The 14,126-nt window shown below is 45.3% G+C and carries 8 protein-coding genes; 4 read left to right on the plus strand and 4 right to left on the minus strand.

What is annotated here, in order from left to right; genetic code table 11:
* The first annotated feature begins 4 nt into the window (after positions 1 to 4).
* The 3 genes from F551_RS0115065 to F551_RS0115075 are packed head-to-tail and all read left to right on the plus strand — an operon-like array spanning position 5 to position 5,804.
* The gene (locus F551_RS0115065; protein WP_018998359.1) at positions 5 to 889 is read left to right on the plus strand and encodes a DUF58 domain-containing protein; all 885 of its coding nucleotides are present in this window, start codon (positions 5 to 7) and stop codon (positions 887 to 889) included.
* On the plus strand, positions 886 to 3,762 hold the full coding sequence (locus F551_RS0115070) for a DUF4159 domain-containing protein (protein WP_018998360.1): 2,877 nt from the start codon (positions 886 to 888) through the stop codon (positions 3,760 to 3,762). The genes F551_RS0115065 and F551_RS0115070 overlap by 4 nt, the downstream gene beginning before the upstream one ends.
* Positions 3,759 to 5,804: a DUF7408 domain-containing protein gene (locus F551_RS0115075; RefSeq protein WP_018998361.1), complete on the plus strand. Its 2,046-nt coding sequence runs from the start codon at positions 3,759 to 3,761 to the stop codon at positions 5,802 to 5,804. The genes F551_RS0115070 and F551_RS0115075 overlap by 4 nt, the downstream gene beginning before the upstream one ends.
* Here F551_RS0115075 and F551_RS0115080 read toward each other — a convergent pair.
* Positions 5,770 to 6,321 (minus strand): GNAT family N-acetyltransferase, encoded by a 552-nt coding sequence (locus tag F551_RS0115080; protein ID WP_018998362.1) that lies wholly within the window; start codon positions 6,319 to 6,321, stop codon positions 5,770 to 5,772. The genes F551_RS0115075 and F551_RS0115080 overlap by 35 nt on opposite strands.
* A gap of 300 nt (positions 6,322 to 6,621) precedes the next feature.
* Between F551_RS0115080 and F551_RS0115085 the strand changes: the two genes are divergently transcribed.
* Positions 6,622 to 7,998 carry a mechanosensitive ion channel family protein gene (locus F551_RS0115085; protein WP_155826090.1) on the plus strand — a complete coding sequence of 459 codons (1,377 nt, stop codon included), beginning with the start codon at positions 6,622 to 6,624 and terminating at the stop codon, positions 7,996 to 7,998.
* A 64-nt stretch (positions 7,999 to 8,062) separates the two neighbouring features.
* Here F551_RS0115085 and F551_RS0115090 read toward each other — a convergent pair whose 3' ends face one another.
* The 3 genes from F551_RS0115090 to F551_RS17220 form a co-directional block, all read right to left on the minus strand.
* On the minus strand, positions 8,063 to 10,822 hold the full coding sequence (locus F551_RS0115090; RefSeq protein WP_018998364.1) for a bifunctional aconitate hydratase 2/2-methylisocitrate dehydratase: 2,760 nt from the start codon (positions 10,820 to 10,822) through the stop codon (positions 8,063 to 8,065).
* Positions 10,823 to 11,124: 302 nt separating this feature from the next.
* Complete coding sequence (locus tag F551_RS0115095) at positions 11,125 to 11,505, minus strand: response regulator (protein ID WP_018998365.1); 381 nt, start codon at positions 11,503 to 11,505, stop codon at positions 11,125 to 11,127.
* A 37-nt stretch (positions 11,506 to 11,542) separates the two neighbouring features.
* Positions 11,543 to 13,954, minus strand: a complete 2,412-nt coding sequence (locus tag F551_RS17220; RefSeq protein WP_018998366.1) for a tetratricopeptide repeat-containing sensor histidine kinase — start codon at positions 13,952 to 13,954, stop codon at positions 11,543 to 11,545.
* Positions 13,955 to 14,126: the final 172 nt, after the last annotated feature.

Below are 14,126 nucleotides of genomic sequence, written 5' to 3' on the forward strand. Positions count from 1 at the left end.
ACGAATGAAAACGCCGGTTTCAAAAATTCTTGCAGATGCGAAAGCCCTTTCAAACGGCATGTCAAACCTGCAAATCAATACAGGAACTCCATCCCCTATTCATGCGGGTGCGGCTGGACGGCGACGTGCGGGGCAAGGTGAGGACTTTTGGCAATATCGGCATTACAACACCGAAGATAGTACGTCCCGTATCGATTGGAGAAAATCCGGTCGTGGCGATCAACTATACGTTCGCGATACAGAATTAGAAACATCTCGAACTTTCTTATTTTGGTCGGACCCTTCACCCGGCTTTGACTGGCGTGGAAGCCCAGACACTCCTACAAAAGCAGGACGGGCTCTAACTATCCTTGCAGCAATCGCCTTTCAAATAGGAAAAGTTGGGAATAGATGTGGTGCTCTTGCGGATGGAAGGCCGGCAAATTCTGGCACAAAAGCAGCGCAAAACATGACTGAAGACTTGTGGAGATTGGACGCCACAACACAACTTCCAAGTTTGAATAAAAATCCGGCGTCTATTCTTATTGCTTCCGACTTTTATCGCCCTTTGGGCGAGATAAGTGATTGGATTGAGCAACTCGCTTCGAAGAACAAAAACGGGTTTGTTTTGATGATCAATGATCCGATTGAAGCCAGCTATCCATATGAAGGCCGTATTCGTTTTCGTAATCCAAACCATAATTCGGATCGACTGATAGGACGCGCAGAAAATTTGAAAGAAGTCTATCTCCAGAAATTCCAACAAAGACGAGAAGACATAAAAAAACTCGTCCATTCTGTTGGTTGGGAAATTGCTTTTCATCAGACCGATGCTCCAGCGGAACCAATATGTCATGAGCTTGCTATTTGGCTTAAAAGACCAAGCAATGAAGCAAAGAGAACAGCATGAATTTAGGTCCGATATTCTTTGCTCAACCTTTAGCTCTTTTAGGCTTAATTGCATTGCCAATCATATTGTGGCTGTTGCGAGCAACTCCTCCTGAACCAAAGCGCGTTACACTTCCCTCTCTTGCTTTGCTGGATGGAGAGAAGCAAATTGAAGAAACGCCAGATAAAACTCCTTGGTGGATCTTAGCGCTTAGATTTTCTGCTGCAGCGCTCGCGATCATTGGTTTCTCTCAGCCAATTTTAAATCCAGGTACTTCTCAATCTTCAATTACTGGAAACGCACTCGTTCTTATCGATAACGGATGGGAAAGCGCCTCAAACTGGGAAGACATAAAAAAAACTGCAATTGCTGCTGCAGATTCAGTCTATGAGTCGGGCAGCGAAGTATATCTAGCTTTTTCGTCACCTTCTTCGAATGAAGTAAACATTTCCGAAAGTCTGAGCATTGATGCCGTTCGCAAACGCTTGCAATCGACCTCTCCATCATCATGGCAAGTTGATCACCAGCATACTCTGGACAAAATCAAACAATCCAATCTCAAAATTGATAAAGTGATCTGGCTGAGCGATGGATTATCGCACAAAGGCACAGACGCTCTCATTAAAAACCTAGAAACTCATCAAAATGTTGATGTGTATAATTTTGCACCTAAATCTGTTTATGCAATTTCAAATGCTCAGACATCCGCCAATGGCGCGCAAATCACGCTGAAGCGGATAGAAAACGAAAACATCATTGATGTACGTTTAGTTGCTGAAAGCGACAAAGGGTTGAGCCTGGCAACAACAACAGTTCAATTTGAATCAAACGCAAACCAAGCAGTCGCCGAATTCTCCATTCCGTCGACTATATTAAACCAAGTTGCACGTTTTCGTGTTTTGGGTAGCCAATCAGCTGGTCAAGTTTGGCTTTGGGATGACACTTCGCTCATGCCATCAGTCGCTTTAGTTGACCCAGAAAAAAGCGACCAACCTCTTCTGGAAGAGTTTTATTACGTTCGCAAAGCTCTATCACCTTATGCTCAAATGATGGAGGGGGAATTAGACAATATGCTAAATCGTTCTCCCGATGCAATTATAATGGGTGATCGTTCACTTCTTGAAAATCCATACATTGAACACCTTGAAGACTGGGTTCGAGATGGAGGTGCATTGATACGCTTTGCGGGCCCCAAAATATCGACGAACAATGAACATGTGTTGACCCCCGGCCCTTTACGGCCTGCCACGCGTGCCCTCGGCGGTGCAATGGCATGGGAGAAACCACAATCTATTGCGGATTTTATCAATGATAAGGGCTTCGCCAATATCAAAACACCTGCCGAAACAATTCTTGTAAAAAAACAGATTCTTGCTCAACCGACTCAACAACTAAACTCCAATACATGGGCAAGACTAAAGGATGGCACGCCTTTAGTAACCGCTCGTCAAATGGGGCGTGGAATTGTTATTCTATTCCATGTCACCGCGACCCCAGAATGGTCGGATTTGCCTTATGATGGAGCATTTATTGAGATGCTCCGCCGAGCAGCAGCATCAGGGAATGGAAATCGTGCAGAACAAGGAACATCGGATGGACAGCTATCTGCTCTTCGTGTTCTAGATGCATACGGAAAACTCACTGCGCCCAGTGGAGATCTTGAACCTGTTAGCGCTGATGAGATGGCAACAGCCATTCCAAGCATAAAAACACCGGCAGGTTTGTACATTGGAGCACAAGGCAGCCGCGCATTAAACGCCGGAAAATTCGCTACCGAAAAAATACAGTCCTTCCCAATAAATGCTGTTGTTTTCAATGACGCATTAAGTCAAGTTCGGCGAGGTTTGGCGGGAGGATTTTTAATGGCAGCTTTGGGTTTGTTAGTATTGGACCTTTTAGTTTCACTGCTTGTTTCTGGTCGTCTTCGCCGCCTGTCTAAAACCGCTGGATTTGCCGCAGTATTGTTTGCTTCCTTTAGTTTCATCTCAGAGCCAAGAGCAATTGCGCAATCCACTCAATCTGAAAACTTGGCTATTTCGAACAAACAAAAAGAAGCTGCTCTAAAAATGCGTTTTGCCTACGTCGAAACGGCAGATGTTACGCTAAATCATCAATTACTCGCTGGTCTCAATGGCCTAAACAACGAGCTTTTCAGACGCACCTCCGTAGAGCCTGCCGAACCTCACAGCATCAAATTAGGCGTTGATGATCTGGACCTTTACCCAATGATCTATTATGCGCCTGAACGGAACGCGCAGCCTCTTCCCCCCGTACAAATCGAAGCTCTAAATTCTTATCTTCGAAATGGCGGCTCTCTTGTGATTGACACACGTGATGCAGCTCCTGGCCAACCCGTTAGTCTCCGTCTTAAAGACATTATCAAAGGGCTGGACGTTCCACCGCTGCAACCCACGGCCAAAGATCATGTACTAACGCGCAGCTTCTATTTGCTAAATGGATTTCCGGGCCGGCTCGCAAGTTCTCAAGTTTGGATTGAATCACCCAATTCAACTGATGAAAATGGCAAGGGAGATCGCGTCTCAAGAGTCTATATTGGTGCATCTGATTGGATCGGCGCATGGGCTGTCGATGATAAAAACCGCCCTTTCAATTCAATGGACGGCCAAGAAACGCAGAGAGAAATGGCTTATCGCTTCGGGATCAATCTGGTGATGTGCATTCTCACAGGTAATTACAAAGAAGATCAAGTTCACCTGCCAGCACTTCTGGATCGGTTGGATCAAGAAAGATCCGACAAGCCTGATAGTGTTTCGAGACAACGAGAAAGAAGTATCTTCACTCCTCCTTCAAATGGCGAAGCTCAAAACCTTGATGACTTTTTTGAATCTATGAGACGCCAACGAGATGAGCAAGAATCGGGAGATCAACAATGATTGAAGCATCCCGCTTAGGGTTTGATCCCTTCATCCCATGGACTTGGCTTTGGGGCATTGTCGCCTTTAGCGCGGTGATCTGGCTTTTTTATATATTTTTACGTGGGCGTGCTTGGTTCACCAGAGCGCTAGGGTTTGGTTTACTAACTATGGGCCTTTCCAATCCACTTTGGATCAAAGAACAAAGAGACCCACTAAAAGATATTGTTGCTATCGTTCTCGACCGTTCTGAAAGCATGCAGTTTGGTGCACGAACTGAAACGACTAATGTAGCTTTTGAAAGTGTAAAGTCTGAATTAGAACAAGACTCTAGCATTGAACTTAGAATTGCTGAAACGTCACCAGCCAGCGACGCCACAAATGTTTTTCAAGCATTGAATTCTGCGCTATCTGATGCTCCTCGCGAAAGGATTGCTGGTTCTATCCTTATTACCGATGGACAAATCCATGATCTTCCCGCCACAACACAAGAAACAATACCGCTAGGCCCTATACATTCTCTAATTGTCGGTAATCCAAACGAACGTGACCGCCGCGTAGAGATTGTCTCTAGCCCCAATTTTGGAATTGTTGGTAGCCTTGCTGACCTATCAGTTCGCGTTGAAGATTCAGATGTAGCTTCTGTCGACGTTCACATATCTGTAAATGGAAAACACATCGAAAGCCGCCCAGTTAGAACCGGCCGCTCTGAAAAAATATCGATTGAAATTCCTCGACGCGGTGACAACCTAATTGTTGCGGAAGTCAGCGAAGGACAAAACGAACTCACACTAGCCAACAACAGAACAGCCACCAACATTTCAGGTGTGAGAGATCGACTACGTGTATTGCTTGTAACGGGAGAACCCCACTCTGGAGCACGCGTTTGGCGCGATCTCCTAAAGACCGACCCTGCCGTTGATCTTGTTCATTTTACTATCCTTCGACCACCTCACAAAGCCGATCCTACACCTTTAGATCAGCTCGCACTCATTTCGTTTCCAACACGGGAATTATTCGTCGAAAAACTAAATGATTTTGATCTGATTATATTCGATCAATATCGTCGACTAAATGTTTTACCGATGATCTATTTTGATGGGATTGCAAGATATGTAGCAAATGGTGGAGCCCTGCTAGTTGCCACCGGCCCTCCCTACGCGATGCCGTCTTCCATTTATCGCACGCCATTGGCCGCAATTCTGCCAGCTCAACCCACTGGTCGCATCATTGAACGTACGTTCAATGTTCTTAGAACCGAACTTGGCGAGCGCCACACCGTCACATCCTCTTTAACCTCTCATCAGAACTGGGGCCGATGGGAACGATATGTTGAAGCAAAGGCTGCATCTGGCGAAACAGTTTTAAAAGCAGATAATGATGATCCGCTTTTAGTCCTTGATCGCGTTGGAGACGGACGCGTCGCTGTATTGCTCTCAGATCAATTGTGGATGTGGGCACGAGGACATGATGGTGGCGGCCCTTATGCAGAGCTCGTTCGCAGAACTGCACATTGGTTGATGAAAGAACCGGAGCTAGAAGAAGAATTGCTTACACTTGTCTCAGAAGGCCAACAGATGCGGGCTAGCTTGCGTTCATTGTCCGATCAACCGCCGCCATTGAATGTGACCACACCCAATGGAGAACTTATCCAACCAGAATGGTCCAATACATCAAACGGTAAGTTTGAAGCAATTTTTGATACTGATGGACTGGGCATGTATGCTGCAAATGCAGGTAATGCTGAAACTGTTGCACTAAACGGCCCAGTAAATCCATTAGAATATACCAATGTCGATTCCACTGCCCGCCTGCTTGCTCCAATTGCAGATGCTACAGGTGGTGGGCGCTTTCGAATTGGTGAAACAACGTCACCAGACCTGCCAAGCTTCAGAAGAATATCCTCCAAGGATAGCGCTTCGGGAGATAATTGGGCAGGCCTGAAACGCAATAATGCATATGCAGTACGTTCTTCACAAGCAACTCAATTATTGCCCGGCGTTATTGGTATGGCCCTATTAATGGTCGTTATTCTTCTGGCTTGGCGGCGCGAGGGACGCTAAGCGGCCCCTCAATTTTTGATAACGCATGATCTTTTAAGTCGAGCGCCAACAGACGTTGTGGTGGCACGTAGCCAGGCGCTGAATATTGATCTGTTGAAATTCTCTTGAAACCAATTTTGGAGAAGTACCCAGCATCGCCAATCAATATAGCCAAAGGCCAACCATCCTGTTTTGCCAGCTCCATACATTGGTTGGTCATCTGCAATCCAAGCCCACTACCGCGATACTGATCATCTACAGCAACAGGCCCTACGAAAACTGCCTGTCCCGTTTCTCCAACCTGCAATGGCCATAACCGCACAGCTGCGATCACAAGCCCCTCACTATCAATAGCGACCAGACTTAACTTCTTCAAAAGCACATTGCCTTCGCGAAGCCGCTCGGCAGTTTTAGCAAAACGCCCATACCCAAAACAACGATCATATAGTGCTTCAATACCTGAAGCGTGATCGTTTTTTTCGGCAGTGATAGTGTATGATGGAAAGTTTGGGTCGATAACCCGAAGTGACAGAGACATTTTACAACTCAACAAAGAAAATCAAAACACCTGCGCAATTCCAAGAATTGTCAGACCAATTATTTATTGTTTTTTCTTCGTCGAAGTTTCATTTAATTCCCCTGCGTAATTCGCAGTCAAATAGGGGTAAAACAGCTCCATGTCAAAGAGTTTCTCCTCACATGGGGAATAATTTTAGCACCAATACAATCAATATGATCAAAAATTGCCCCAAAATGCTCATTTACAGATGCGGCCCTTCCTAAACCGCCAAATCAGGGTAAATAAGGAGCCTCATAATATTCCTCGAGAGACTACAAAATGGAATGGTATTCTATGTTTAAACAGCTTCAAATTCAGTCTGATAGCCCCACAGAAGCTTCCAACGGCATCGATACCAATGCTTTGAAGGATCAAGCCATTCAATTTGGTCAAACAGCCCTTGATTGGGTGAATAATGAGCTATTGCAAACTTCCACTTTCGTTCAAATTGGGGCAATTGCAGGTGTGCTATTTTTAGGAATCATCCTCTCCCCAATCGTCAGAGGGTGGATACGAGCGGGACTTTCAAAACTCCCAGAAAACCTAACCTCCAAAATATCCAAACCGCTTCTGAAAGTTGTTCGCCCACTTTTATGGTTGGCAGGATTATTCGTAGCACAACCGGTACTGAGCGGAATGGGATACCCTGTTTCGTTTGTGCGATTGGCAAGTTCCCTATCGCTAGCGTGGGTAATCATTCAGATCGCAACTTATGTCGTTCCAACCGAATATAGAAAGCCAGTTTCGTGGATCGCGTGGATTATTGCTGGTCTCAACGCGTTTGGTTTGCTGGGCCCCACACTCGCTTGGCTTAATGCGAATGGATTTGAATTTGGCGGACGCCTTGTCACCCTACCTTTCATCATTCAAGCGATCGTCTTTTCTGCGTTATTCTTATATGGCGCTAGTTGGTTATCCAAACGGCTCCGAGCTCGTATTGAAACTTTACCTCGTGTTGAGCCTTCCATCAGAACTCTCATATCAAATGCAACGCATGTAGGTCTCTTCTTCGGTGCCATTATTTTGGCGCTCTCTTCACTGCAGATTCCTCTAGGTGGATTGGCAGTTCTTGGGGGGGCACTTGGTGTTGGTCTTGGGTTTGGTATGCAGCAAATTGTTGCAAACTTTATCTCCGGCATCATTTTGCTTACAGATCGCTCGATCAAACCTGACGATGTAATTGAAGTAGATGAAACCTATGGCGTCGTGAAATCACTTGGTTTGAGGTATGCCTCCGTTGTTACGCGCGATGGAAAAGAACACCTCATCCCAAACGAAGGCCTAGTCACAAATAAAGTTGTGAACTGGAGCTATTCAGACAGCCAAGTACGCATCAAACGCCGGTTGCGCGTGGAATATGAAACAGATTTGCGCATGGCAACACAGCTTGTTGTTGAAGGTGCAAAGAAAGTCGACCGCGTCTTACAAGAACCTGCTCCCACTTGCCTTGTCATGGAATTTGGTGATGAAGCCGTGGAGATTGAATGTCGTTTCTGGATTGATGACCCGCAAAATGGCGTCAGCAATGTTGGTTCAGAAGTCATGCTGTCTGTCTGGGATTTATTCACCCAAAATGGCATCGATATTCCACTACGACAGGAAGAAATTCTTATCCAACCTGGCTCAGCCATCGAAGTCAAAATGGCTAAAGAATAGAACAAAAAAAAGCGGTGAGTTATCTCACCGCTTTTTTATTTCATTTTGCGATATCGCAACTCTATTAGTGTTTTAGAGGTGGTGCATATTTTGTCAGGTTGATGCCTTCAACAGCTGCCACGTACTCTTCTAATGTTGGTGTGCGACCAAGAATTGTTGAAAGAACAACAACTGGCGTTGATGAAAGAAGTGATTCCCCCTTCTTCTCCGCAGAGTCTTCCACCACACGGCCCTGGAATAGACGTGTAGATGTTGCCATCACAGTGTCACCCTTGGATGCTTTTTCTTGGTTACCCATACATAGGTTACATCCCGGACGCTCTAGATATAGCATGTTTTCGTATTCTGTACGTGCTGCTGCTTTAGGCGCATCATCATCAAATTCAAAACCAGCGTATTTCTTCAACACATCCCAGTCGCCTTCCGCTTTTAGCTCATCAACAATGTTATATGTTGGAGGAGCCACAACCAATGGAGCTTGGAATTCCACTTTGCCGTTCTGCTTCTCTAAGTTTTGAAGCATTTCGGACAGAATTTTCATGTCACCTTTGTGGACCATACAAGAACCGATGAAACCAAGGTCCACTTTCTTTGTTCCGCCATAGTATGATACCGGACGGATCGTGTCGTGTGTGTAGCGCTTAGAAACATCTTCGTTGTTTACATCTGGGTCAGCGATCATTGGTTCAACAATTTGATCTAGATCAACAACCACTTCAGCGAAATATTTTGCATTGTCATCTGGCTTTAACGCTGGCACAGCACCAGACTTGATGTCAGCAATACGTTGGTCAGCAAGCTTGATCAAACCAGCTAGAACAGCTTTTTCGTTGTCCATGCCTTTATCTATCATGATCTGGATACGGCTCTTCGCGATCTCTAGAGATTCACAAAGCGTGGCATCTTGAGAGATACAGATAGAGGCTTTTGCCTTCATCTCTGCAGTCCAGTCCGTGAATGTGAAAGCTTGGTCAGCTAGCAATGTACCAATGTGTACTTCGATTACACGGCCTTGGAAGACATTGTCACCGAATTGATCAAGCATTTGCAGTTGAGTTGCGTGCACAACATCGCGGAAATCCATGTGGTCTTTCAAAGTACCTTTAAATGTCACTTTGACTGACTCAGGGATCGGCATAGTCGCTTCACCTGTCGCCAAGGCAAGTGCCACAGTTCCAGAGTCTGCACCAAAGGCTACACCTTTAGACATACGTGTGTGTGAGTCACCACCCACAATAATTGCACGGTCATCGATTGTGATGTCGTTTAGCACTTTGTGGATCACGTCTGTCATTGCGTGATATTCGCCCTTAGGGTCACGCGCTGTGATCAAACCAAACTTGTTCATGAAGCTCATAAGCTTTGGAATGTTGCGCTGTGCTTTGCTGTCCCAAACAGACGCCGTGTGACAACCAGATTGGTATGCACCGTCCACGATTGGTGAGATAACTGTCGCAGCCATAGCTTCTAGCTCTTGCGATGTCATCAAACCTGTTGTGTCTTGAGACCCAACAATGTTCACTTCAACGCGTACGTCAGATCCAGCGTGCAAAGTTGCACCCGGTGTTGTTCCAACAGCATTTTTATTGAAGATTTTTTCAACAGCAGTCAGACCTTGGCCTTCGTGTGAGATTTCTTTAGATGGTGCGTAAGCAGACTTTAGCTCTTGGCCGAGTGTAGCCGCCGCGAATGTTTGTAGCTTCTTACCAAATACAACAGCGTAAGATCCACCAGCTTTCATGAACTCAACTTTTTGAGGTGTGAATGCGGCTGAAATGTCAGCTAGTTCTTCACTACCATTGTATAACTTTTTCTCTTTTGTATTGATTGTCAGAACTGTGCCTGTGTCGACAGAGTAAGCTTGCTCAAGAACTGCATCGCCGTTTTCATCTTCAACAACATTGCCGTTGGCATCTTTTTTCTTAACCCAATTGTCTAGGTCAAGACCGATCCCACCTGTCACGCCCACAGTCGTTAGGAAAATTGGAGAGATACCGTTCGTTCCAGCAACAACAGGCGCAATGTTGACGAATGGTACATAAGGGCTTGCTTGCTTACCTGCCCAAAGAGCCACATTGTTCACACCGGACATACGAGAAGAACCAACACCCATAGTCCCTTTTTCCGCGATCAACATAACTCGAGCTTCAGGATGCTTTTTCTGAAGAGCAAGAATTTCGTCTTGAGCTTCAGGTGTAATCATACACTTTCCGTGCAGCTCGCGGTCAGAACGTGAGTGTGCTTGGTTACCAGGTGATAGAAGGTCTGTTGAAATATCACCTACACCAGCGATGTAAGTTACAACTTTGATTTCTTCTTCAATGTCTGGAAGTTTTGTGAAGAACTCAGCTTTTGCGTAGCTTTCGAGAATATCAGAAGCAACTTTATTTCCTGCTTTGTGAGCATCCGCCAAACGTGCTGTATCAGCATCGTACAGAAATACTTGGGTTTTAAGAACGTCAGCAGCTTTTCCAGCGATTGCAGCATCACTGCCTAAGGCAAGATCAAGTAGCACCTCAACAGAAGGTCCACCTTTCATGTGAGACAATAGTTCGAATGCGAAGTCTTGGGAGATTTCAGCAACTTCAGCTTCACCAATCACGATTTCTTTCAAGAAAACTGCTTTTTCACCAGCGGCACTCGTTGTGCCCGGAAGCGTGTTGTAGATGAAGTATTTCAGAGAATCTTCTCTGTACTCATTTCCTGTGTCTTTGATTTGAGCGATAATTTCTTTTACTAGCGCACCATCGTCGATCGGCTTCGGGTTCAAGCCTTGCTCTTTACGTGTCTCGATCTCTTGTAGGTAATCTGTATACAAACTCATGATGTGTCCGCGCCTTTATTGTGTTTTTTGTGTAAGCCTTGCTGTCTCGGGGATCATCTGCATCGTCGCAGGAGAAAGGCTTGTTTGGGGCTTGATTATTTCAACAGGCAATGAGTTGCAAGGTTTACCCACGCATTATGTTGGCTAATGATAATCATTCGCAATTATTTTCAACGAATGCCAAAAGAAATTTTAGCCTCAGCAGTCACGAAACGCTAATTGCAGCCAGATTTCCTATGGACTGCTCAATTTAGAGCACTCCTACTAATTTGAAGAATGTTCCTTCTTCATCAAAGGAAAGTTTAGTTTTTCTTGGCTTTGGCTGCTATGTATTGCGCCATTGTCTTAAAAAGCGGCTTCATGGCGACAGGCTTAGCCATTACGTCATCTGCCCCACCAGAAATACAATCTTCCTTGATATTTACAGATGTGTCCGCTGTGACAACAATGATTGGAATAGATGCTTTATCATCACTGCGTTCACGAATGTGTCCAATAGCTGTCAAACCATCCATGCCCGGCATTCTTAAATCCATAAGAACAACATCATAGTCTGATTGCTCAACCTTATCGACACCTTCTTGACCATCAACGGCTTCGTCCATGACGACACCGGCAACTTCCAGCATGTCCTTCACAACGCGACGGTTCATTGCATCATCATCTACAAAGAGTACTCGCATTAAAATCTCCCGAAGAGTTGCTGTTGAAGATTAACCATTACGCTGCGCTCACTGCGTCATTATTTAAGTCATCTACCTTGGCAAGGTCTGAAATCTCAGATGCGTCAAATTCACCTTCAATCACTTGATCAGCCCCAGATATCCTAAGCATCGCAGCATCAACGGGCGGATTTTCTCCCAACCACACACTTATCTCAGCGTTTGCAGCCCTATCACTTAATCCCATCAAAGCTTCCAAGACGCCTGCTGTATCCTGCCCCAACGCATCGATAGAAAGCGTTACCTTTTGGACTAGAGGACTTGAGAGCCCAGCTTCACACTCTTCAAGGCTGTCTCCTACTAGAATAGACGCATCTTCGCCTATCATAGCCTCAAGAATACTCTGATGTAAGAAGTTCGGTGTAATCACCACACTACGAACTTCACTTTCTTGTTCTACATCTTGTTCACCTGCCATTACAGGTGCCTCAACAGGCAAGCGCAGAGTAAACTCAGATCCTTTACCCAATTGGCTTGTAACGGAGATATCTCCACCCAAAGCATTTGCCAATTGACGACCAATTGAAAGCCCTAACCCCGTTCCAGAGAATTTACGATTCACACCGCCATCGACCTGGTGGAAGGGCTCAAAAATGGCTTCCAATTGATCCTCAGGAATACCGCAGCCAGTATCTTTTACTTTCCAAACAAGAACCGAACCGTCATCGGCTTCTTCTATCTCGGCGTGAATGTCGATTTGGCCTTCTTCAGTAAATTTCACCGCATTCGACAATAAATTATATGCTATCTGGCGCAATTTTCGTTCGTCTGTAACGGCACTTATCGGACATTCAGAAAGATCTTCATTTACAATCACACCAGACTGTTTTGCCGTTTCACCCCATATGCCAGACACACTTTTCAATGTCGTCACAATATCACATTCAGCTGTTTCAACGGTCACGGATCCAGCTTCGATCTTTGACATATCAAGTATGTCGTCCACGATTGCCTTCATGGCCAAGCCAGATGATTGCACTAACTCGACGCGTTCGCGGACTTCTGTTTCAACTTCGCGCTTTTCTAGCAAAACCTGCGTCATCCCGAGGATACCATTAAGCGGCGTACGAATTTCATGACTTGTTGTCGCCAAGAATTCAGATTTAGCTTTCAAAGCCTTCTCAAGAGCCGTGTTGCTTTCGCTAAGCTTTGTGTTGGCGTCATTCACTTCGTTTCTGCTGCGGCGCATTGATAGATAGTGAACACTACCCCCACCTAGCAAAGCCAGCCCCAAAACGGTCAAACCGGTAAACATGATAGTGCGCTGGCGTTGTTTTGCTTTTTGAAGCGCAACTTCCTTTTGAAGCGTCTCATTGCGAAGATTCGAGATTTGAAGCTCTTGGGTTGCGAAATCAAACTGCGCCCCCATCAAAGCCATGTTTGCAGTGGCAGACACATCTCTTGCTTCATCGTCGAGCCGCTTGAAAGCAGTTAAGTGAGCCAACGCCAATTCAAGCTCACCATTAGCCTTATAAATCTCGTGAGCAGCCTTGTGAAATTCCATGAAAGGAACCGGAGAAGTTGTTAGATCCATATCTCCAAATGTCTTGGACATAAGAACTCTAGCTTCAACTTCGTTTCCTTCTGCAAAAGCGATACGGGCATCCATACCATATAGAAATGGCTCCCACCCTGACGGGTTTTCCTGCTCCAGTTTGTGCCCTTCAGACAAGGCTGTTCGAGCTTCATCTAAGTTATCTGCAAGCAAATTTACGGCGGCTATATTCGTAAGAATACGCGCACGCAACATAGGGCTTTCCATCTCTTCAGCTATTTTAAGAGCATCTCGAAAACCAATTTCTGCATCAGTAAAGTTTTCCAACTCCTGATATGCTGTCGCAACATTATTCAAACGCGCCAATTCTAGGTTTGGATCACCCGCAAAAGCCTCCCCAGCTAACTTATAATAGTTGAGAGCTTTCGTGTAATCGCGCGCGTCCGCATATATGTTTGCAATGTTTTGAAGCGACATAGATCTAGAGCGGTCTTCACCCAACTCTAGATACACTTCATGTGCATCCTGGAAATTTGACAGCGCAGTTGCATAGTCTCCCAAGGCAGCAGCGGTTCCTGCTCTGGCACGCTTCAAATCACCTTTAAGCTTTGAAACTGTTTCTGTTTTTGAAACTTCAGCAATTGCAGATTCCAGCACTTCAATTGCTTCATCTGCCCGGTTCATGCGCGTTAAAGCTTCGCCCTGCAACCATTGAGCTGTGGGTTTATCCAATGCACCTTCAGCAAGTGTTTCAGCTTTTTGGGCATGCTCATACGCAACCATTGGGTCTGCCATCATGTTCATTTTAGAATCCATGATCGCGGCTTCATATTCTGTTGGAGGCACCTCCTCCTGCGCGAAAACAGCTTGAGGCATGAAGAATAATGCAACAGCAAGAATAGTTGAACGTATCACAATGAGCTTCCCATACAGATAAGATAAACAAAGCAATAACAACTTTGCGTTCTAAAACTCACCATTCCACAATATACTTAATTTCAGGCTAAGTTTTGTAAGTAAAACACAAAACAGCCAGTCACTCTATTTGAGTAACTGGCTAGTTAAATGGTGATTTATTTACCTATAC

The sequence above is a fragment of the Hirschia maritima DSM 19733 genome, from assembly GCF_000378345.1.
Lineage (GTDB): Bacteria > Pseudomonadota > Alphaproteobacteria > Caulobacterales > Hyphomonadaceae > Hirschia > Hirschia maritima.

Coding starts and splice junctions, on each gene's coding strand:
- F551_RS0115065 (WP_018998359.1), top strand. CDS start 5: ATGAAAACGCCGGTTTCAAAAATTCTTGCAGATGCGAAAGCCCTTTCA.
- F551_RS0115070 (WP_018998360.1), top strand. CDS start 886: ATGAATTTAGGTCCGATATTCTTTGCTCAACCTTTAGCTCTTTTAGGC.
- F551_RS0115075 (WP_018998361.1), top strand. CDS start 3,759: ATGATTGAAGCATCCCGCTTAGGGTTTGATCCCTTCATCCCATGGACT.
- F551_RS0115080 (WP_018998362.1), bottom strand. CDS start 6,321: ATGTCTCTGTCACTTCGGGTTATCGACCCAAACTTTCCATCATACACT.
- F551_RS0115085 (WP_155826090.1), top strand. CDS start 6,622: ATGGAATGGTATTCTATGTTTAAACAGCTTCAAATTCAGTCTGATAGC.
- F551_RS0115090 (WP_018998364.1), bottom strand. CDS start 10,822: ATGAGTTTGTATACAGATTACCTACAAGAGATCGAGACACGTAAAGAG.
- F551_RS0115095 (WP_018998365.1), bottom strand. CDS start 11,505: ATGCGAGTACTCTTTGTAGATGATGATGCAATGAACCGTCGCGTTGTG.